This window comes from Herbaspirillum sp. NPDC101397 (assembly GCF_044767325.1).
Lineage (GTDB): Bacteria > Pseudomonadota > Gammaproteobacteria > Burkholderiales > Burkholderiaceae_D > Herbaspirillum.
In genome coordinates, this window is sequence record NZ_JBIWNS010000005.1 from 163,264 (window position 1) to 182,378 (window position 19,115).

The 19,115-nt window shown below is 61.4% G+C and carries 17 protein-coding genes; 7 read left to right on the forward strand and 10 right to left on the reverse strand.

What is annotated here, in order from left to right; all coding sequences use genetic code 11:
• Position 1 precedes the first annotated feature (1 nt).
• The 3 genes from argG to argF are packed head-to-tail and all read right to left on the reverse strand — an operon-like array spanning position 2 to position 2,704.
• Positions 2-1,342, reverse strand: a complete 1,341-nt coding sequence (gene argG / locus ACIROW_RS13390; RefSeq protein ID WP_402276266.1) for an argininosuccinate synthase — start codon at positions 1,340-1,342, stop codon at positions 2-4.
• 52 nt (positions 1,343-1,394) lie between these two features.
• On the reverse strand, positions 1,395-1,793 hold the full coding sequence (locus tag ACIROW_RS13395) for a VOC family protein (protein WP_402276268.1): 399 nt from the start codon (positions 1,791-1,793) through the stop codon (positions 1,395-1,397).
• Positions 1,790-2,704, reverse strand: coding sequence for an ornithine carbamoyltransferase (gene argF, locus ACIROW_RS13400; RefSeq protein WP_402276270.1), 915 nt, complete (start codon positions 2,702-2,704; stop codon positions 1,790-1,792). The genes ACIROW_RS13395 and argF overlap by 4 nt, the downstream gene beginning before the upstream one ends.
• A 377-nt stretch (positions 2,705-3,081) precedes the next feature.
• On the opposite strand from argF, the gene ACIROW_RS13405 reads away from it, so the two are divergent.
• The gene (locus tag ACIROW_RS13405; RefSeq protein WP_402276272.1) at positions 3,082-5,229 is read left to right on the forward strand and encodes a TonB-dependent receptor; all 2,148 of its coding nucleotides are present in this window, start codon (positions 3,082-3,084) and stop codon (positions 5,227-5,229) included.
• 66 nt (positions 5,230-5,295) lie between these two features.
• On the opposite strand, the gene rsgA is transcribed toward ACIROW_RS13405, so the two are convergent.
• From rsgA to ACIROW_RS13420, 3 genes are read right to left on the reverse strand one after another with little or no spacing between them, the layout of a single operon-like run.
• Positions 5,296-6,201, reverse strand: coding sequence for a ribosome small subunit-dependent GTPase A (gene rsgA / locus ACIROW_RS13410; protein WP_402276274.1), 906 nt, complete (start codon positions 6,199-6,201; stop codon positions 5,296-5,298).
• A gap of 2 nt (positions 6,202-6,203) precedes the next feature.
• Positions 6,204-6,557 carry a 4a-hydroxytetrahydrobiopterin dehydratase gene (locus ACIROW_RS13415; RefSeq protein WP_402276276.1) on the reverse strand — a complete coding sequence of 118 codons (354 nt, stop codon included), beginning with the start codon at positions 6,555-6,557 and terminating at the stop codon, positions 6,204-6,206.
• Positions 6,558-6,567: 10 nt separating this feature from the next.
• A complete protein-coding gene (locus tag ACIROW_RS13420; protein WP_116435105.1) occupies positions 6,568-7,842 on the reverse strand; it encodes a M48 family metallopeptidase in 1,275 nt (424 codons plus the stop codon).
• A 111-nt stretch (positions 7,843-7,953) separates the two neighbouring features.
• Here ACIROW_RS13420 and orn point away from each other — a divergent pair, with 111 nt between their 5' ends.
• Positions 7,954-8,544 carry an oligoribonuclease gene (orn, locus tag ACIROW_RS13425; protein ID WP_116435106.1) on the forward strand — a complete coding sequence of 197 codons (591 nt, stop codon included), beginning with the start codon at positions 7,954-7,956 and terminating at the stop codon, positions 8,542-8,544.
• A gap of 46 nt (positions 8,545-8,590) precedes the next feature.
• Positions 8,591-9,352, forward strand: a complete 762-nt coding sequence (locus ACIROW_RS13430; protein WP_402276279.1) for a sulfite exporter TauE/SafE family protein — start codon at positions 8,591-8,593, stop codon at positions 9,350-9,352.
• Positions 9,353-9,379: 27 nt separating this feature from the next.
• On the opposite strand, the gene ACIROW_RS13435 is transcribed toward ACIROW_RS13430, so the two are convergent.
• Positions 9,380-10,072, reverse strand: coding sequence for a UPF0149 family protein (locus ACIROW_RS13435; protein WP_402276281.1), 693 nt, complete (start codon positions 10,070-10,072; stop codon positions 9,380-9,382).
• 115 nt (positions 10,073-10,187) lie between these two features.
• On the opposite strand from ACIROW_RS13435, the gene ACIROW_RS13440 reads away from it, so the two are divergent.
• A complete protein-coding gene (locus ACIROW_RS13440; protein WP_402276284.1) occupies positions 10,188-11,183 on the forward strand; it encodes a serine/threonine protein kinase in 996 nt (331 codons plus the stop codon).
• A gap of 16 nt (positions 11,184-11,199) precedes the next feature.
• The gene (locus ACIROW_RS13445; protein WP_402276287.1) at positions 11,200-11,781 is read left to right on the forward strand and encodes a DNA-3-methyladenine glycosylase I; all 582 of its coding nucleotides are present in this window, start codon (positions 11,200-11,202) and stop codon (positions 11,779-11,781) included.
• Positions 11,782-11,859: 78 nt separating this feature from the next.
• Here ACIROW_RS13445 and ACIROW_RS13450 read toward each other — a convergent pair whose 3' ends face one another.
• The 3 genes from ACIROW_RS13450 to ACIROW_RS13460 form a co-directional block, all read right to left on the reverse strand.
• Positions 11,860-13,293, reverse strand: coding sequence for an NAD-dependent succinate-semialdehyde dehydrogenase (locus tag ACIROW_RS13450; RefSeq protein WP_402276289.1), 1,434 nt, complete (start codon positions 13,291-13,293; stop codon positions 11,860-11,862).
• Between the two features lie 162 nt (positions 13,294-13,455).
• Positions 13,456-14,571 (reverse strand): NADPH dehydrogenase NamA, encoded by a 1,116-nt coding sequence (gene namA / locus ACIROW_RS13455; protein ID WP_402276291.1) that lies wholly within the window; start codon positions 14,569-14,571, stop codon positions 13,456-13,458.
• Positions 14,572-14,750: 179 nt separating this feature from the next.
• Positions 14,751-16,556 carry an ABC transporter transmembrane domain-containing protein gene (locus ACIROW_RS13460; RefSeq protein ID WP_402276294.1) on the reverse strand — a complete coding sequence of 602 codons (1,806 nt, stop codon included), beginning with the start codon at positions 16,554-16,556 and terminating at the stop codon, positions 14,751-14,753.
• 303 nt (positions 16,557-16,859) lie between these two features.
• Between ACIROW_RS13460 and egtD the strand changes: the two genes are divergently transcribed.
• Together egtD and egtB are read left to right on the forward strand one after the other, a co-directional pair.
• Complete coding sequence (egtD, locus tag ACIROW_RS13465; RefSeq protein WP_402276992.1) at positions 16,860-17,804, forward strand: L-histidine N(alpha)-methyltransferase; 945 nt, start codon at positions 16,860-16,862, stop codon at positions 17,802-17,804.
• A gap of 48 nt (positions 17,805-17,852) precedes the next feature.
• On the forward strand, positions 17,853-19,067 hold the full coding sequence (gene egtB / locus ACIROW_RS13470) for an ergothioneine biosynthesis protein EgtB (RefSeq protein WP_402276296.1): 1,215 nt from the start codon (positions 17,853-17,855) through the stop codon (positions 19,065-19,067).
• The last annotated feature ends 48 nt before the right edge of the window (positions 19,068-19,115 follow it).

Sequence of the window (19,115 nt, forward strand, 5' to 3'; positions counted from 1 at the left end):
ATTACTTCGCGTTCTTGTCTTTTTCCAGCAGCGGCAGCGACACCGCGTTGCTGGTTGCCAGCAGGCCGGTGCTTTGGTAGATCGCCAGCTTCTGACGGGTGTCGATGATGTCGAGGTTGCGCATGGTCAGCTGGCCGATACGGTCTTGCGGCGTGAAGGCGCCTTCGCCCTTTTCCATGGTCAGGCGTTCCGGCTGGTAGGTCAGGTTGGCCGACTCGGTGTTGAGGATCGAGTAGTCGTTGCCGCGGCGCAGTTCGACCGTGACTTCGCCGGTGATGGCGCGTGCCACCCAGCGCTGCGCGGTTTCGCGCAGCATGATCGCCTGCGAATCGAACCAGCGGCCCTGGTACAGCAGGCGGCCCAGCTTGCGGCCGTTGTCGCGGTATTGCTCGATGGTGTCTTCGTTGTGGATGCCGGTGATCAGGCGCTCGTAAGCGATGAACAGCAGGGCGAGGCCCGGCGCTTCATAGATGCCGCGGCTCTTGGCTTCGATGATGCGGTTTTCGATCTGGTCGCTCATGCCGAGGCCGTGACGGCCGCCGATGCGGTTGGCTTCCAGGATCAGGTCGGTCATGTTGTCGAAGGTCTTGCCGTTCAGCGCGACCGGACGGCCTTCTTCAAAGCGCACGGTGACTTCCTCCGCCTTGACTTCGACGTCGTCGCGCCAGAACGCCACGCCCATGATCGGTTGCACGATCTTGATGCCGCTGTTGAGGAACTCCAGGTCTTTCGCTTCGTGCGTCGCGCCGAGCATGTTGGAGTCGGTCGAGTAGGCTTTTTCCACCGACATCTTGTAGTCGAAGCCGGACTTGATCATGAACTCGGACATTTCCTTGCGGCCGCCCAGTTCGTCGATGAAGGTATTGTCCAGCCATGGCTTGTAGATGCGCAGGTTCGGATTGACCAGCAGGCCGTAGCGGTAGAAACGCTCGATGTCGTTGCCCTTGAAGGTGCTGCCGTCGCCCCAGATATCAACGTTGTCTTCGCGCATGGCGGCCACCAGCATGGTGCCGGTGACGGCACGGCCCAGCGGCGTGGTGTTGAAGTAGGTGACGCCGGCGGTCGAGATGTGGAAGGCGCCGCTTTGCAGCGCCGCGATGCCTTCGTTGGCCAGCTGTTCGCGGCAATCGATCAGTCGCGCCAGTTCCGCGCCGTATTGCATGGCCTTCTTCGGAATCGCGTCGTAGTCAGGCTCGTCCGGTTGACCCAGGTTGGCGGTGTAGGCGTAAGGAATGGCGCCTTTCTGGCGCATCCAGGTCAGTGCGGCGCTGGTATCGAGGCCGCCGGAGAAGGCGATGCCGACTTTTTCGTTGACCGGAACGGATTGCAGGATGTTGGACATGATGTTCGTAGTGGCTGGTTATGACGGATGGATTGAATTGACTTGCGCGTAATTATGCAGGGTCGTGGCAGACAACTTCGATGTTGTGCCCGTCCGGATCGCGGACGAACGCGCCGTAGTAATCGGGATGATAATGCGCGCGGATGCCGGGAGCGCCGTTGTCTTTGCCGCCGGCCTGCAGGGCCGCCTGGTAAAACGCATCCACTGCGCCGCGTGTATTCACGCGGAAGGCGAAATGCAGCGTCGGGCTGTGTGCCGGCTTGTCGGCGGTGGCGCGCGCCAGCCAGAAATCGGGCTTGGGCGCTTCGCCGAATCCGGCAACGTCGGTGCCGCCGGTGACCGAAGCGGGAAGCTCCATCAGCAAGGTGTAGCCGATGGGCGCCAATGCCTGCGTGTAAAACGCCTTGGTGCGGTCGTAATCGGAAGGTGTAAATCCGGTATGGTCGATCATGCTACTTTCCCCAGGACGAGATATTCGAGCAAGGCCTTTTGCACGTGCAGGCGGTTTTCAGCTTCTTCCCAGACCACCGATTGCGGACCGTCGATGACTTCGGCGGACACTTCTTCGCCGCGATGCGCCGGCAGGCAGTGCATGAACAAGGCATCCTTGCGGGCGCGCGCCATCTTGGCCTGGTCGACGATCCAGCCGTCGAAGGCCTTCAGGCGGGTGGCGTTTTCGTCTTCGTAACCCATGCTGGTCCAGACGTCGGTCGTGACCAGATCGGCGTCCTGGCAGGCATCGGCCGGATTGGCGAAGAAGGTGTAGCGCTGGTGGCCGGGGCTGACCAGCTTCTGGTCGATGTCGTAACCTTTCGGCGTCGAGACATTGACGTGGAAGCCGAACACTTCGGCCGCCTGCAGCCACGAATACAGCATGTTGTTGGCGTCGCCGATCCAGGCCACGACCTTGTCCTTGATCGAGCCGCGCTGCTCGATGTAGGTGAAGACGTCGGCCAGCACCTGGCAGGGATGGTGTTCGTTGGTCAGGCCGTTGATGACCGGCACGCGCGAATAGGCGGCGAAGCGGTCGATGATTTCCTGGCCGAAGGTGCGGATCATGATGACGTCGCACATGCGCGACATCACCTGTGCAGCGTCTTCGATCGGCTCGCCGCGGCCGAGCTGGCTGTCGCGGGTGTTGAGGTAGATCGCCGCGCCGCCGAGCTGGTGCATGCCGGCTTCGAAGGACAGGCGGGTACGCGTGGAATTCTTTTCGAAGACCATGACCAGCGTACGATCGGCCAGCGGATGATGCGGCTCGTAGTTTTTGAATTTGCGTTTAATCACACGCGACCGCTCGATCACGTACTCATACTCATCAAGCGTAAAGTCGGAAAACTGCAGGTAGTGTTTGATTGCCATAAATAAAAACGGCGGCCAGTGGGCGCCTGCCGCCGATTGTTGTAACTGCTTCAATTATAAGGGATTCGGGCCAAAAAGATACCCAAAAGCAGGCATGTCGAGGGCGGGATGGCAGGGTGTCGCTCTATGGGATGAGGGCCGTCGCGGCAAAGGGGCAGGGAAGCATGTCGGCGGCTGTCCGGATGTGGGATCGCGATCGGGTAATTTTGAATTGTCATTTTGATATTTATTGAAATCAATTCCAGCTGGCATTTTCAGATTCACGACGAGATGATCGGTACTCAACGATTTTCTCAGGATTTTCGTACTTGTTGAGAATTGTTCTCAACGTAAGTCATTAGACTGCGCCTCTTTCAAAGACCAGTCGAGTGATCAACATGCCTTTTTTTCCTATCCGTCGCGACGCACGGCTCCGGCCCCTTGCCATCGCCATTTGTTCCATCGCTTCCTCCTTTGACTACGCTTATGCGGCCGATGGCCCTGAGAGAGAATCCGTAGATCTGCCCGCCATCGAGATCCGCAGCAAGCGCAGCCATTACGATCCGCGTCCGGCTTCCGTGAATACCGCCACCAGGACCGACACCGACTTGCGCGACGTGCCGCAGACCGTCAACAGCATCAAGGTGGAAGACGTCGCTTCCTACGGCGGGCAGACCCTGGCCGATGCGCTCAGTGGCGTGCCGGGCATCTCCAACACCTCGGATACGCGCTTCGACTCATTCCGCATCCGCGGCTTCGCCGGCGCCGGAGACGTGTTCCTCGACGGCGTACGCGACGACGCGCAATACGTGCGCAGCCTCGGCAACATTGAACGCGTGGAAGTGCTCAAGGGCCCGGCCGCCGTCTTGTACGGACGCGGCAGCGGCGGCGGGGTGATCAACCGCATCAGCAAGCAGCCCGGCCATGACGTGCAAAGCAGCGTCAGGATAAACGCCGGCAGCTATGGCCGCATCGGCGCGGCGGCCGACGTCAATCAGGTGTTGTCCGAAGAATGGGCCATGCGCATCAATGCCGGGCGCGACCATGCCGGCAGTTTCCGCAACGGCGTCGACACCACGCGGCAATACCTGGCGCCGTCGGTCAAGTGGGACAACCAGCGCACCAGCTGGCTGCTGCAGCTCGAGCAAAGCGAGTTCGAACGCGTGCCCGATCGCGGCATGCCGGCCGGGCGGCGCGCCAACGGCAGCTACTTCCTGCCGCCGGCGCCGCAATCCACGACCTATGGCGCGCTCGGCCGCGACTTCATCAAGGACTCCAGCACCTACGTGCGCTCGACCTTTGAGCACAAGCTTGACGCGCAATGGAAAGTCCGCAACGTCCTCAGTCTGCTCAATCTCGACAGTCGCTTCGACAACACCTTCGCCGGCGGCCTGACCGGCGTCGGCAACAGCCAGGTGACACGTTCACGCTGGCAGCAGGATCTGCAACACCGCAACTGGCAGAGCAACCTGGAGCTGGAGGGCAAGCTCGATGCCGACGGCATGCAACACCAGTTGTTGTTCGGCGCCGAATACAGCAACGAGAACCGTCATCCGCGGCTGTGGCGCGCCAACGCGTCGCCCGTGTCGCTGATGGCGCCTGACAACCGCCCGGACAACGGCGCCGCGCCCGTCATCAACACGGACAGCGTGCACCGTGCGCGCGCCTATGCGCTATATGCGCAGGACCAGCTCACCTTGTCGCCGCAGTGGCAACTACTGGCCGGTCTGCGCTGGGATCATTTCGAAGCGGATTCGCTGAGCCTGCTCAACAACGGCCGCGCGCGACGCACCACTGCAGCGTTTAATCCCCGTCTGGGCGTGGTGTGGTCGCCGCTGGCGGCGCACAGTTTTTACGCGTCTTACAGCAAGAACTTCATCCCGTCGGGCGGCGCCGACACCATCAGCCTGAGCACGGCAAGCGGCGGCAGCAACGTCAACGCGCTCGATCCGCAGTTCAGCCGGCAGATCGAAGTCGGCGTCAAGAGCGACTGGTTCGACAAGAAGATCAGCACCACGCTGGCGGTGTTCCAGCTTGATCTGTACAACCGTCGCACGCAGGTTTCTGCAAGCCCCGACTTGTTCGTGCTGACCGGGCTGGAGCGCAACCGCGGCGTCGAGCTGGGCGTCAATGGCCAACTGGCGACGGACTGGTTCATCCGCAGCGGCTTCAGCATGCAGAACGCGCGCATTGTCGAAGCGAAGTCCTGCGTGGCTTGCGGCGCCAACGTGCAGGGCAAGCGTTCGGCCGGCGTCTCCAGCGCCAACGGCAGCGTGTTCGTCGGCTATGCGCCGCCACAAGGCTTCTTCGCGGAAGCGGGCATGATCTATGAAGGTTCGCGTTATGTCGACGTCGCCAATCAGCTCGATCTGCCGGCCTACACGCGCTGGGACGCCAAGGCTGGCTACCGTTTTCCCCAGGTCGAGCTCACCCTGGCGGTCACCAATCTAACCAACCGCAGCTATTACGCGACGTCGACCGGCTTGTCGCAGATCATACCGGGCGCGCCGCGCAGCGCCTTGCTGAGTGCGGCCTACAAGTTCTGATCGCCGTTGTGCACAATAAAAAAGCCGCTCGGGATTGAGCGGCTTTTTACGTTGAGACGATCGCAATCAGTACAGTTTCTGCGACGACTCATGCAGCAATTGCACGTACAACTGATGCCGCATGCGCGCAATCTCGCCGCTTTCCACTGCTGCCAGCACCGCACAAGCGGGCTCGCTCAGGTGATGGCAGTTGTAGAACTTGCAGTGGCCGAGATGCGGCGCAAATTCGCGGAAGGCGCGCTCCAGCATGCCTTCGCTCAACTGATACAGGCCGAACTCTTGAAAACCCGGTGAATCGATGATCGCCGTATCGTCCGTCATCACATACAGCCGCGTGAAAGTGGTGGTGTGCTTGCCGGTGTCGAGCGCAGCGGAGATCTCGCGCACGGCGATGTCGGCGTCCGGCACGATCAGGTTGATGATTGATGATTTGCCCATGCCGGATTGACCGATCAGGATCGTGGTCTGGCCTTGCAGCAAGGGCAGGATGGTGGCGTGGGTCGCCTCGGGTTGCGCCGTTGCCGACACTTCGTGGATCGGGTAGCCCAGCTTGCGGTACACCTCAAGACGTTCACGCGTGCGCGGCAGCGCTGCTTCGATGTCGGTCTTGTTGAGGATGATGTGGGCGGTGACTCCGGCGGACTCCGCCGCCACCAGCGAGCGTGAAATCAGGTCATCGGTAAAACCCGGTTCGGTCGCCACCACGATGAACAATTGGGTGACGTTGGCGGCCAGCAGTTTGGATTTGTATTGGTCCGAGCGATACAGCAAGGTCTTGCGCTCGGCAATGGATTCGATCACGGCCTGGTTGAGCGAAGTGCGCTTGAGGTTGATCTTGTCGCCGACGGCGACGTCGCTTTTCTTGCCGCGGGTGACGCATTGCAGTTTTTCTTCGCCTACTTGCGCCAGATAGTGGCGGCCGTGGGCGGCGATGACGGTGCCGACTTCGGTATTGTTTTTGGGTGCGCTCATGCTCAGGAAAACGTCTGGTGGAAAATCGCATCCACCTTGGCGGCGCAGATGAAATCGTTGATCGACAAGCCGCCGCGTCCTTCGTTGACGCTATGCGTGTCGAACTTCGCGACACAGCGGTTGTAGGTCACGACCAGTTCCGGATGATGGTCTTCGGCATGGATCACGTAGGCAATGGCATTCACGAACGCCAGCGTCTCATGGTAATCCTCGAAGGAAAACGCCTTCACCAGCTTGCCTTGTTCCAGCGCCCAGCCCGGCACCAGCGGCAGGTATTGCTGGATATCGGCATCGTTGAAGGCGGCGACCTGATGCTGGCTCTTTTGCGCCAGCAGGGTTTGGGTTGTCAGTGTCATGGCGTGCTCCTCAGTGTGCCGCGTTCAGTTTGTCGTGCAGTTTTCCTATCCGCAGCGAGGCGGGAGGATGCGAATCGTAGAACGCGGAATGCAGCGGATCCGGCGTCAGCGTCGAGGCGTTGTCTTCATACAGCTTGACCAGCGCCGACACCAGGTCTTGCGCATTGGTGTGCTGGGCGGCGAAGGCATCGGCTTCGAACTCGTGCTTGCGCGACGACAGCGACGACAACGGCGACAGCAGGAAGGTGAAAATCGGCAGCGCCAGCATGAACAGGATCAGCGCCATGGCGTCGTTGTTGCCGAACAGCAGCGGGTTCACGCCGAGGCCCGTGTAGAACCACGCCTGGCCCTTGAGGTAGCCCAGCAGCGCCAGGAACGCCAGCGAAATCGCGAACATCACGCTGATGCGTTTGACGATATGCTTGAGCTTGAAATGACCCAGTTCATGCGCCAGCACCGCCTCGATTTCCTGCGGCGCCAGACGCGCCAGCAAGGTATCGAAGAAGACGATGCGCTTGCCCGCGCCGAAGCCCGAGAAGTAAGCGTTACCGTGCGCGCTGCGCTTGGAGCCGTCCATCACGAACAAGCCCTTGGACGCAAAGCCGACGCGCTGCATCAGGCTCTCGATGCGTGCCCGCAGGCTGTCGTCGTCAAGCGGTGTGAACTTGTTGAACAGCGGCGCGATCACGGTCGGATACAGCACCAGCATCAGCAGCTGGAAGCCGCTCCACACCAGCCATGCGTAGAACCACCATAGCGCACCGGCCTGGTCCATCAGCAGCAGGATCACCCACAGCAGCGGCAGGCCGATGGCGGCGCCGATCAGGCCGGTTTTGACGGCGTCAACGAAGAACAGCGTGCGCGTCATCTTGTTGAAACCGAAGTACGCTTCCAGCACGAACTGGCGGTAATAGTCGAACGGCAGATCGATCAGGCCGGAGATCACCGCGAAGGAGCCGATCAGGCACAACTGGTACACCATGCCGGGACCGCCCAGCCATTGCAGCAGCAGGGTCGACAGCAGTTGCAGTCCGCCCAGCAGGGTAAAGCCGATCAGCACGGCGGCATTCACCAGCAGCGCAAGGATGCCGAACTTGGTGCGCGCGACGGTGTAATCGGCGGCTTTCTGATGCGCCGCGAGCGGGATTTTTTCGGCGAATTCAGCCGGCACTGCGCTGCGATGCGCCAGCACGTGGCGGATGTGGCGCGAGCTGAGCCAGAACCGGACGAGCAGCGTCACCAGCAGAAAACCGACAAACAAAACTGAAAACGTGAGTGAATACATTCTTTCCCTGTGCGAAAATGGCGGATCAAGACCGCTCAAAAAATTCGATGAAAATGGCGAATCGAATGGGGTGAGCGGCCGATTCAAGCAGAATATGAAGAAAGAACGATTATGTCACAAGCCACCGACACCAACGCCGCTCCGTATACGATCCCGGCGCGTCCAAACGAGTTCAACCTGATCTGGGTCGATATGGAAATGACCGGCCTGGATCCCGATAACGACCGCATCATCGAAGTTGCCGTTGTGGTAACAGATCCTGAACTCAATGTGCTGGCCGAAGGCCCGGTGTTCGCGATTCACCAGTCCGATGAGATCCTCGACGGCATGGACGCCTGGAACAAGGGCACGCACGGCCGCTCCGGCCTGATCGAGCGCGTCAAGGCCTCGACCGTGACCGAAGAAGAAGCCTCGGCGGCGCTGATCGCCTTCCTCAAGCCTTTCGTGCCGGTCGGCAAGTCGCCGATGTGCGGCAATTCGATTTGCCAGGACCGCCGCTTCATGGCGCGCGGCATGCCCAAGCTGGAAACCTTCTTCCACTACCGCAACCTTGACGTGTCCACACTCAAGGAACTGTGCCGCCGCTGGAAGCCCGAGCTGGCAAGCGGTTTCAAGAAGCATCAGAAGCACACCGCGCTGGCCGACATCATCGAATCGATCGAAGAACTGAAGTACTACCGCGAGCATTTCATCAAGGAGTAATCCTGATGACCATGCCGACGACGGGATTGCGGTCGGGGACCTTGCCTTGATCCAGGACCCGCTGTTCTACGCAGCGGCGATTCCCGCGGTGCTGATCGTCGGCATTTCCAAGTCCGGGCTGGGCGGCGGCTCGCTCGGCATCCTCTCGATTCCCATCCTGTCGCTGGTTGCCTCGCCCTCGGTCGGTGCGGCAATCATGCTGCCCTTGCTGATCGCCATGGACATCATGGGGTTGATCACGTTTCGCGGCAAAGGCGACCTGCGCAATCTGCGCATCCTGATTCCGGCCGCGCTGGTCGGCATCGCCATCGGCGCGCTGACTTTCCGCTTCACCTCCGACGCCATGCTGCGCGGCCTGATCGGCGTGTTGTCGATCGGTTTCGTGGCGCAGCGCCTGCTCGGCCGCGGCCGTGTATTGCAGCCGACGTCGCCCAGCGTAGTGCGCGGATCGGTGTGGGGAACCATGTCCGGCTTCACCAGCTTCATCGCCAATGCAGGTGGACCGCCATTCGTGATTTATCTTGCGCCTCAGCAACTCGACAAGCTGGTGTTCGTCGGCACCTCGGTGATTTTCTTTTCCGTCATCAATGCGGTGAAGGTCGTGCCGTTCGTATTGCTGGGCCTGTTCGACGCGCGCAACCTGACGACCTCGCTGGCCTTGCTGCCGCTGGCGCCGGTCGGATATTGGCTGGGTTTGAAATTGCTGATGAAGGTGGATCAGGTGCGCTTCTACCAGATCACCATTGCGGCCTTGTTCGTGGCCGGCTGCAAGCTGTTGTGGGATGCCGCCGGAGCTTATCTGGGATAAATAAGCCCCGGCGCTGAAACCAACTGATTACGCGTTGTCGGCGCCGCAGCACTTCTTGAACTTCTTGCCGCTGCCGCACGGACAGTCGTCGTTGCGGCCGGCCTTGGGGCCGTCGCGGCGCACGGTTTCCACCGCCGACTTGCGGTGCGGCAGCCAGTACTTGTAGATGTGCGGGATCGCCGATTCCACTTCCACCGCCAGCTTGTGCGTCTTGACCGGATCTTCGACCAGCGCGATTTCTTCTTCTTCCAGCTCGTCCGAGCCGAGCAGGTAAATCGGGCGCATCAGTGCAGCCAGGTTGGAATGGAAAATCGGATCCCATTCCTTGACGCGCATCTGGATGCCTTCCCAGAATCCCCACGACCAGGCTTCGCCGTCGAGCAGGCTCTTGCCTTCGTGCTCACGCTCGCAGAACAGCGGTTCATATTCCTTGGGCGCGACTTCCAGCGTGATCGCGATTTCGTTCATCGAGCGCGCGATCAGGCCGGTGATGCGTTCGGCTTCCTTGGGGTTTTTGAACTTGGGCGTGTCTTCCGGCTTGCTGCCCCAGACGCGCGGCAGCCATTCGGCCATGAGGATTTCCTGCGGGCCGATCACCAGCGCGGTGAGGAAGCCGTGCAGCGTATCCATGGTCATGGCGTCTTCCGCACAGCGGTCGGACAGCAGGAAATCGTCGAGTTCGTCGAACTCTTCGTCGGAGAGAGGTTGGTCGAGTTGCATGGTGTGCGTCCGTATTGCGAGTAAAACCGCAGTTTAATAAAACCGCAGTTTAATTCCATTCGGCTGCGGAGGCGAGGATTACCGCAGCCCCCCTCTGGCACGTACAATGACAGCCATGACCGATTCCACCACCGTATTCAATTTCGCCGGGCTGTCGCCGGATACCGTGCTCGATGCACTCGACAGCGTCGGCCTGTACGGCGATGGCCGCCTGCTGGCGCTCAACAGCTATGAGAACCGGGTCTACCAGGTCGGCATGGAGGACGGCCCGCCGCTGGTGGCGAAGTTCTACCGGCCGCAGCGTTGGAGCGATGAAGCGATCCTCGAAGAACACGCCTTCGTCAGCGAACTGGTCGAACAGGAAATTCCGGTCGTGCCGGCGATGCTGCTGTCCAACGGGCGCAGCCTGCAGGAATTCCAGGGTTTTCGCTTTGCCGCCTTCACACGTCACGGCGGTCGCGCGCCCGAGCTCGACAACCCCGACACGCTGGAATGGCTGGGGCGCTTCATCGGCCGCATCCACGCGGTCGGCATGCAGCGTCCTTTTGCGCACCGGCCTGCGTTGAACATCGCCACCTTCGGTGAAGAGCCGCGTGACTATCTGCTGGCCAATGATTTCATCCCGATGGATGTGCTGAGTTCGTACAAGAGCACCGTCGATCTGGCGTTGGATGGCGTGCGCCGCTGCTTCGACCGCGCCGGCGACATCAGACAATTGAGATTGCATGGCGACTGCCACGTCGGCAACGTCTTGTGGACCGATGCCGGACCACATTTCGTCGATTTCGACGACAGCCGCAGCGGTCCGGCGATCCAGGATCTGTGGATGCTGTTGTCGGGCGAGCGCGGCGAGATGGTGCGCCAGCTGTCCGACTTGCTGGCCGGCTATGAGAGCTTCTGCGAATTCGAGCAGCGCGAGTTGTACCTGATCGAAGCGCTGCGCACGCTGCGTCTGATCCATTACTCGGCTTGGCTGGCGCGGCGCTGGGAAGATCCGGCGTTCCCGCAGGCCTTCCCGTGGTTCAATACGCAGCGTTACTGGCAGGACAGAATTCTGGAGTTGCGCGAGCAGATCGCGCTGATGGATGAACCGCCCTTGTGGCCCTTATGAAATGAGTGAGGAATAGATGAGCGTACAACGCTGCGCCTGGGTCAATCTCGCCAACCCGCGCTACGTAACTTACCACGACGAAGAATGGGGCGTGCCTTGCCACGACGAGACGCGCCTGTTTGAAATGCTCAACCTGGAAGGCGCGCAAGCGGGCCTCAGCTGGGAGACCGTGCTCAACAAGCGCGAGACTTACCGCGCCGCTTTCGATCAGTGGAATCCGGAAAAGATCGCGCGCTACACCGACGCCAAGGTGGCCAAGCTACTGGCCGATCCTGGCATCGTCCGCAATCGGCTGAAGGTGGCGGCGACCATCACCAATGCACAGAGCTATCTGCGCCTGCGCGACGAAGTCGGCGGCCTTGATCCCTTCCTGTGGGCGTATGTGGACGGCAAGCCGATTCGCAACAAATGGAAAAGCCTGGGTGAAGCACCGGCCAAGACGGCGCTGTCGGATCAGGTGTCCAAAGACCTGCTCAAGCGCGGCTTCAAGTTCGTCGGCTCGACAATCATCTACGCCTACCTGCAAGGCATCGGCATCATTGACGACCACGTCGTCGGTTGCCACTGCCACGGTCGCAAACACAAGCAGCCCAAGTAACACCGCCGCATTTGCCGCAATGAAAAAGCCCGCGCTCCTTTGAAGAGCGCGGGCTTTTTTTGTAACGATACCGCGTGCTTACACGTCCAACTGCGAAACGAACTTGGTGTTGACGTAAGCTTCGATCGCTTCGGTGCCGCCTTCGGAACCGTAGCCGCTGTCCTTGATGCCGCCGAACGGGACTTCCGGCAGAGCCAGGCCGAGGTGGTTGATGGTGATCATGCCGCTTTCGACGCGAGACGACAGCGCGTGCTTGGTCTGCGCCGACTTGGCGTAGGCGTAGGCAGCCAGGCCGAACGGCAAGCGGTTGGCTTCGGCGATCACTTCATCCAATGTGTCGAACGAGTTGATCAGCGCCAGCGGGCCGAACGGTTCTTCGTTCATCGCGCGCGCCGACAACGGCACGTTGGTCAGCACGGTCGGCTCGAAGAAATAACCCTTGTCGCCGACACGCTTGCCGCCGAAGCGCAATTGCGCGCCTTGTTCAACCGCGTCGCTGATCAATGCTTCCAGCGCCGGGATGCGACGCTTGTTGGCAACCGGACCCATGGTGGTGCCGGCAACCGTACCGTCGCCCACCTTGAGCTGGCTGGCGACGGCGATGAACTTCTCGACGAAGGCGTCGAACACACTCTTTTGCACCAGGAAGCGGGTCGGCGACACGCACACCTGGCCGGCGTTGCGGAACTTGGCCGTTGCCAGCTGCTTGGCGGCGGCGTCGATGTCGGCGTCGTCGAACACGATGGCGGGCGCATGACCGCCCAGTTCCATGGTGGCGCGCTTCATGTGGGTGCCGGCCAGCGCGGCCAGTTGCTTGCCGACCGGGGTCGAGCCGGTGAAGGAAATCTTCTTGATGATCGGATGCGGGATCAGGTATTCGGAGATTTCCGACGGCACGCCGTAGACCAGGTTGACCACGCCATCGGGGATGCCGGCATCAGCAAACGCGCGGATCAGTTCGGCCGGCGAGGCCGGGGTTTCTTCCGGCGCCTTGACGATGATGGAGCAGCCGGCGGCCAGCGCTGCGGACAGCTTGCGCACGACTTGGTTGAGCGGGAAGTTCCACGGCGTGAACGCAGCGACAGGACCGACCGGCTCCTTGATCACCATTTGGTAGGCGTTCGGCACGCGTGCCGGCACCAGGCGGCCGTAGGTGCGGCGGGCTTCTTCGGCAAACCAGTCGATGGTGTCGGCGGCGCCGAGGGTCTCGGCCTTGGCTTCGGCCAGCGGCTTGCCTTGTTCCAGCGTCATCAGCAGCGCCACTTCATCGGCGCGTTCGCGCAGGATGTTGGCGGCCTTGCGCATGATCTTGGAGCGTTCGAAGGCGGAGATCTTGCGCCAGGTGTCAAAACCTTTTTGCGCGGAAACCAGCGCGGCGTCGAGGTCTTGCTTGTTGGCGTGGGCGATATGGCCGATGACTTCTTCGGTGGCCGGATTGACGACCGCAATGGTGCGGTTGGAAACACTGGCGGTCCAGCGACCGTCGATGAAGAGTTGGACGTCTTTGTACATGGATATCTCTTTGCAGATCGGGTGGGGGAAATTTATGGAGGAGAAGCAGGGTGTTGAATTCACAGCCGGCAACGGCTCAATGCAGAAACAAAAAGGGCAGGCGCCATTTATACCACGCCATCAAAAACTGCGCCGACCCGGCAGGCCGGCGCAGGGAAGCAATCAATCCAGATCGCTGTAGTCGACGTTCTCGCGCAGCGGTGTCTTGCTCGACGCGGCGCGCACGTATTGCGGCGGCCAGGCGACGTTTTCCTTGAGTTCGTCGGCGGCGTGCAGCGGCCAGTACGGATCGCGCAACAGTTCGCGCGCCAGCAGCACGAGGTCCGCCTGTTCGGTGCGCAATACGTGTTCAGCCTGGGTGGCGTCGGTGATCATGCCGACGGTGCCGGTGGCGATCTTCGCTTCGTTGCGCACGCGCGCCGAGAATGCAGTCTGATAGCCCGGCCCGGTTGGGATCACCGCAGTGGCGACATTGCCGCCGCTGGAGACGTCCACCAGATCGACCTCTGCCTCGCGCAGCAGGCGCGAGACGGCGACGATATCGTCCGGCGTCAGGCCGCCCTCGGTCCAGTCGGTGGCCGAGACGCGCACGAACAGCGGCAGATCGGCCGGCCACACCTTGCGCACGGCGGCGACGACTTCCAGCAGGAAGCGCGCGCGGTTCTCCAGCGTGCCGCCGTATTGGTCGGTGCGCTGATTGCTCAATGGCGAAAGGAATTCATGCAGCAGGTAGCCGTGTGCGGCATGCACTTCGACCACCTTGAAGCCGGCCTTGAGCGCGCGCTGGGCGGCGTCCGCAAATGCCTGGACGCGTTCGGCGATGGCGGCGACGCTCAGCTCGACCGGCGGCTTGAACGTGGCGTCGAACGGCAGCGCCGACGGGCCGACGGTTTCCCAGCCGCCTTCTGCTGCGGGCACGGTGCCGGCTTTGCCTGCCCATGGACGCCATGCGCTGGCCTTGCGGCCGGCATGCGCCAGCTGGATGCCGGCGAACGATCCCTGGGTTTCGATGAAACGCGTGAGGCGTTGCAGCGGCTCAATGTGTTCGTCTTTCCAGATGCCGACGTCTTCCGGCGTGATGCGGCCTTCGGCCAGTACGCCGGCGGCTTCCACGATCACCAGCCCGGCGCCGCCGACGGCGCGGCTGCCCAGATGCACCAGATGCCAGTCGTTGATGAAGCCGTCTTGTGACGAGTACTGGCACATCGGCGAGACGACGATGCGGTTGGGCAGGGTCAGTCCGCGCAAGGTGAACGGAGAAAACAGTTTGCTGCTCATCGGAAACTCCTGGTTGTGCGCGGCGCGCCCGGGATAAAGGCGCGTCTTCGCGGATTGGGGAAAGTACGGAAAATGGTTGCGGCCTGAATGTGGCCTGAATCTGGCTTCAACACGAAAGTCTATTTTATTTTTTGAAAGCGCGTACGAGGAGGCCGGATGCCGGAGTCCGGTCGGCACCCTCAGTCGGTATTGAACTGCAATGCCGCCAGGCTGGCGTAAAGTCCATCCTGCTCAATCAGCTCGGTATGCGTACCGGTCTCGACGATGCGGCCGTGTTCGACCACCACGATGCGGTCGGCGCGCTGCACGGTCGCCAGGCGGTGTGCGATGACCAGCGTGGTGCGGCCGACCATGGCTGCTTCCAGCGCGATCTGCACGAGTCGCTCCGATTCGGCGTCGAGCGCGCTGGTGGCTTCGTCGAGCAGCAGCAGCGGCGGATTTTTCAACAGCGCGCGCGCAATCGCGATGCGCTGGCGCTGGCCGCCGGACAGGCGCACGCCGCGCTCGCCGAGGAAGGACTGGTAACCTTGCGGCAGGCGCTCGATGAACTCGTGCGCGGCGGCCATCCTGGCGGCCGCGATGACTTCCTCGTCGCTGGCGTCGGCGCGGCCGAAGCGGATGTTCTCCAGTGCGTTCTCGGAAAAGATCACGGTGTCTTGCGGCACGATGCCGATGGCGTTGCGCAGCGCAGACAAAGTGAGGAAACGGATGTCGACGCCGTCCAGCGTGATCTTGCCGTGCTGCGGATCGTAGAAGCGCAGCAGCAGCTGGAACAGCGTGGTCTTGCCGGCGCCGGACGGGCCGACCACGGCAATCGTTTCGCCCGGTTTGATGTCCAGCGACAGATGCATCAGCGCGTTACTGTCAGGGCGCGACGGATAGTGGAACATCACGTCGTCCAGCCGCAGGGCGGCGCCGTTGGCGGTGCGCGGCGGCAATGTCTCCGGCAGCAGCACTGATTGCACCGGCGACTGCGCCGCCAGCAGGTCGAGCAGGCGTTCGGTGGCGCCGGCGGCGCGCTGGGTGTCGCCCAACACTTCCGACAGGGCGCCGATGGAACCGGCCACCAGCGAGGCATACAGGATGAACTGGCCGAGCTGCCCGCCGCTCATGCTGCCTTGCACGACCGCATGGGCGCCCAGCCACAGCACGAACACGATCGCGCCGAACACCAGCAGGATCGCCATCATGGTCAGCACCGAACGCGCGCGGATGCGCTGCATGGCGGTGTGGAAAGCGCGTTCCACGGAGGTGCCGAAACGTTTGGCCTCGATCTCTTCATGCGTGAACGCTTGCACGGTCGGCATGGCGTTGAGGATTTCGCCAGCCAGCGCCGACGCGTCGGCCACGCGGTCCTGCGATTCGCGCGACAGCTTGCGCACGCGGCGGCCGTAGAACACGATCGGAAGCACCACCGCCGCCAGCATCACGATGATGATGGACGACAGTTTGACGCTGGTGATGAACAGCATGACCATGCCGCCGATAAAAAGCAGTCCATTGCGCAGCGCCATCGAAATGCTGGTGCCGACCAGGGTCTGGATCAGCGTGGTGTCGGTGGTCAGGCGCGACAGCACTTCGCCGGTCTTGGTGGTTTCGAAGAATTGCGGGCTTTGCGTGACCACGTGCGCGTAGACCGCGCTGCGCAGATCCGCCGTCACGCGTTCACCCAGCCAAGACACCATGTAGAAACGCGCCGCCGTCGCCACGCCGAGGATACAGGCGACGCCGAACAGGGCGAGGAAGTACAGGTCGATGTGCAAGGTGCTGGCGGCGGCATCCGCGCCGCCGATGCCGCTTTTGCCGAAGCCCAGATCGATCATCTGCCGGAAGGCATAGGGAATCGCCAGTGTCGCTGCGGCCGCCACGATCAGCGCCAGGCCGGCCAGCATGAATTGACGCTTGTAGGGTTTCAGGAAGGGGAGCAGGCCGATCAGGGTTTTGATGCTGCCTTTGGCTGGTTCTGGTTTGACGCTTGATGACATGTTGGCAAGATTCTTGATGTTGATGAAGCAACTTTGGCGGCTGGATGTCGGATTTTTTATCGGGCGGTGAACCACGCGATTGATTGCAAGTCGATAGAATGCATAAGTATATGCATTCATCAGATATGCAAGCCGCTGTTCTTTTCCTGGCGCAGAGCTTGAAATGCGCAGGGTGCACGCCATATCTGGTTCTTTAAACGCGATCTAGTGTATTGCATGCGCGGCTACCGTGCCGATCGCGTTCATGATGTTTCATGCTGTTTCAACCAGGAGAGCAAATTGGCTCAACGATTGTTGCAGGACATGCAGGACGATTGGTCAGAACCCTGTCCCATCCGGAGCGAATTGCAAGACGGCCTGATGGCCGACGTTGCCAGAATTTCTCCCAAATACTTTTACGACGCGCTCGGCTCCACTTTGTTCGAGGCGATCTGCGCGCTGCCGGAATACTATCCGACCCGCACCGAGGCGCAAATCTTCGAGCAGCACGCCGACGACATTGCCGCGACCGTCGGCAAGGGCGTGACCATGATCGACCTCGGCGCCGGCAATTGCGCCAAGGCGGCGCGTTTGTTCCCTGCGCTGCAGCCGCGCCAATATGTGCCGATCGATATCTCGACGGAATTCCTGCGCGAGGCGGTGAACGGCTTGCGGCAAAAATTCCCGGCGATTCCGATGCAGGAAATTGCGATGGATTTTTCCGCCTCGCTGCAATTGCCGTCCACGGTCGGACGTGAAAATCGCCTGTTCTTTTATCCCGGATCATCGCTCGGTAATTTCGCGCCGGAAGAGGCGCTGCAATTCCTCCGTCGCATGCGTCACGGCTTGCAACTGGGCGAAGGCGGCGGCGTCTTGCTGGGCATTGACCTGGTCAAGGAAAAGGCGGTGCTCGACGCGGCCTACGACGACGCGCTCGGCGTGACGGCGGCGTTCAACCGCAACGCGCTGTTGCACGTCAATCGCCTGCTGGGCAGCGATTTCGTGGTGGCTGACTGGCAGCATCGCGGTTTCTTCAATCCGGAACTGTCGCGTATCGAGATGCACCTGGAAGCGCGCCGCGACCTCACCGTGACATGGTGCGGCGGCGAGCGCAAATTCAGCCAGGGTGAACGCATCCATACCGAAAACAGCCATAAATTCACGCCGGACGGTTTCAGCGACCTGCTGCGCGAGGCCGGTTTCGGTCAGGCCAAGATGTGGTTCGACCCGCAGAAATGGTTCATGCTATGTTACGCGCGACCGGTGTAAGCAGCACCAGGCCTCACGGGCGAAGAGGTACAAAAGGAGATAAGCAGCATGCATAACGAGACGGCAGTACTGGCGGCAACGAACGCGGCCATCGTCGACGATTTCCTGCGCACGCGCGAATATTCGATGATCCTCGCAACGCCTTTGTCTGACGAGGATTGCGGGGCGCAGTCGATGCCCGACGCCAGTCCGGTCAAGTGGCACCTGGCGCACACCAGCTGGTTCTTTGAAACCTTCATCCTCGAAGCGTACGAGCCAGACTTTGCGGCGTTCCATCCGGCGTTCCGGGTGCTGTTCAATTCGTATTATGAAGGTGTCGGCGACAAGCATCCGCGTCCGCAGCGCGGCATGCTCACGCGCCCTTCGCTGGCCGAGGTTCGCGCCTATCGCGCCAACATCGATCTGCGCATGCAAGCCCTGCTGCTGTCGGATGTCTGCGATGACAATTGCCTGCGCCTGCTGGAACTGGGCATGCAGCACGAGCAGCAGCATCAGGAACTGATCCTGACCGACCTCAAGCACCTGCTGTCGCTCAATCCGCTCAAGCCCGCCTACCTGCCGCGCGCCTTGCAGGCCATGCCGGTGCAGACCGAGCTGGAGTGGAATACCTTCGACGCCGGCGTGGTGGAAATCGGTTATCGCAATGGTGGATTCTGTTTCGACAACGAGCTGCCGTCGCATCGCCAGTTCGTCGAAGCATTCGCGATCGGCTCGCGCCTGATCAGCAATATCGAATACCTGATGTTCGTCGAACAGGGCGGTTACGAGAATCCCGCCTACTGGCTGTCGGCCGGCTGGGACTGGCGCAGCAGCAATCACATCGCGCATCCGCTGTACTGGCAGCGGCAGGAGGACGGCGCCTGGCGCGAGTTCACGCTGCACGGCACGCTGCCGCTGGACCCGCATGCGGCGGTGCTGCATTTGTCCTATTACGAGGCCGACGCGTTTGCGCGCTGGGCCGGTGCACGCTTGCCGACCGAAGCGGAGTGGGAATATGCCGCCGGCGAGTTGGGCAACGAAGGCCGGCAATTCTTCGGCACGGCGTGGCAGTGGACTTCGAGCAGCTATGCGCCGTATCCGGGCTATGCGATTCCCGACGGCGCGGTGGGCGAGTACAACGGCAAGTTCATGGTCAATCAATACGTCTTGCGCGGCTCCTCGGGCGCAACGCCGCTCGGGCATTCGCGCACCAGCTATCGCAACTTCTTCCCGGCCACGGCTTGCTGGCAGTACAGCGGGATTCGTTTGGCGCGATCGCTGTAACGAGTCCGCTGTAGTACAAATTAAAAAAGCCGCCGGTTGAATAAACCG

Coding starts and splice junctions, on each gene's coding strand:
- argG (WP_402276266.1), bottom strand. CDS start 1,342: ATGTCCAACATCCTGCAATCCGTTCCGGTCAACGAAAAAGTCGGCATC.
- ACIROW_RS13395 (WP_402276268.1), bottom strand. CDS start 1,793: ATGATCGACCATACCGGATTTACACCTTCCGATTACGACCGCACCAAG.
- argF (WP_402276270.1), bottom strand. CDS start 2,704: ATGGCAATCAAACACTACCTGCAGTTTTCCGACTTTACGCTTGATGAG.
- ACIROW_RS13405 (WP_402276272.1), top strand. CDS start 3,082: ATGCCTTTTTTTCCTATCCGTCGCGACGCACGGCTCCGGCCCCTTGCC.
- rsgA (WP_402276274.1), bottom strand. CDS start 6,201: ATGAGCGCACCCAAAAACAATACCGAAGTCGGCACCGTCATCGCCGCC.
- ACIROW_RS13415 (WP_402276276.1), bottom strand. CDS start 6,557: ATGACACTGACAACCCAAACCCTGCTGGCGCAAAAGAGCCAGCATCAG.
- ACIROW_RS13420 (WP_116435105.1), bottom strand. CDS start 7,842: ATGTATTCACTCACGTTTTCAGTTTTGTTTGTCGGTTTTCTGCTGGTG.
- orn (WP_116435106.1), top strand. CDS start 7,954: ATGTCACAAGCCACCGACACCAACGCCGCTCCGTATACGATCCCGGCG.
- ACIROW_RS13435 (WP_402276281.1), bottom strand. CDS start 10,072: ATGCAACTCGACCAACCTCTCTCCGACGAAGAGTTCGACGAACTCGAC.
- ACIROW_RS13440 (WP_402276284.1), top strand. CDS start 10,188: ATGACCGATTCCACCACCGTATTCAATTTCGCCGGGCTGTCGCCGGAT.
- ACIROW_RS13445 (WP_402276287.1), top strand. CDS start 11,200: ATGAGCGTACAACGCTGCGCCTGGGTCAATCTCGCCAACCCGCGCTAC.
- ACIROW_RS13450 (WP_402276289.1), bottom strand. CDS start 13,293: ATGTACAAAGACGTCCAACTCTTCATCGACGGTCGCTGGACCGCCAGT.
- namA (WP_402276291.1), bottom strand. CDS start 14,571: ATGAGCAGCAAACTGTTTTCTCCGTTCACCTTGCGCGGACTGACCCTG.
- ACIROW_RS13460 (WP_402276294.1), bottom strand. CDS start 16,556: ATGTCATCAAGCGTCAAACCAGAACCAGCCAAAGGCAGCATCAAAACC.
- egtD (WP_402276992.1), top strand. CDS start 16,860: ATGCAGGACGATTGGTCAGAACCCTGTCCCATCCGGAGCGAATTGCAA.
- egtB (WP_402276296.1), top strand. CDS start 17,853: ATGCATAACGAGACGGCAGTACTGGCGGCAACGAACGCGGCCATCGTC.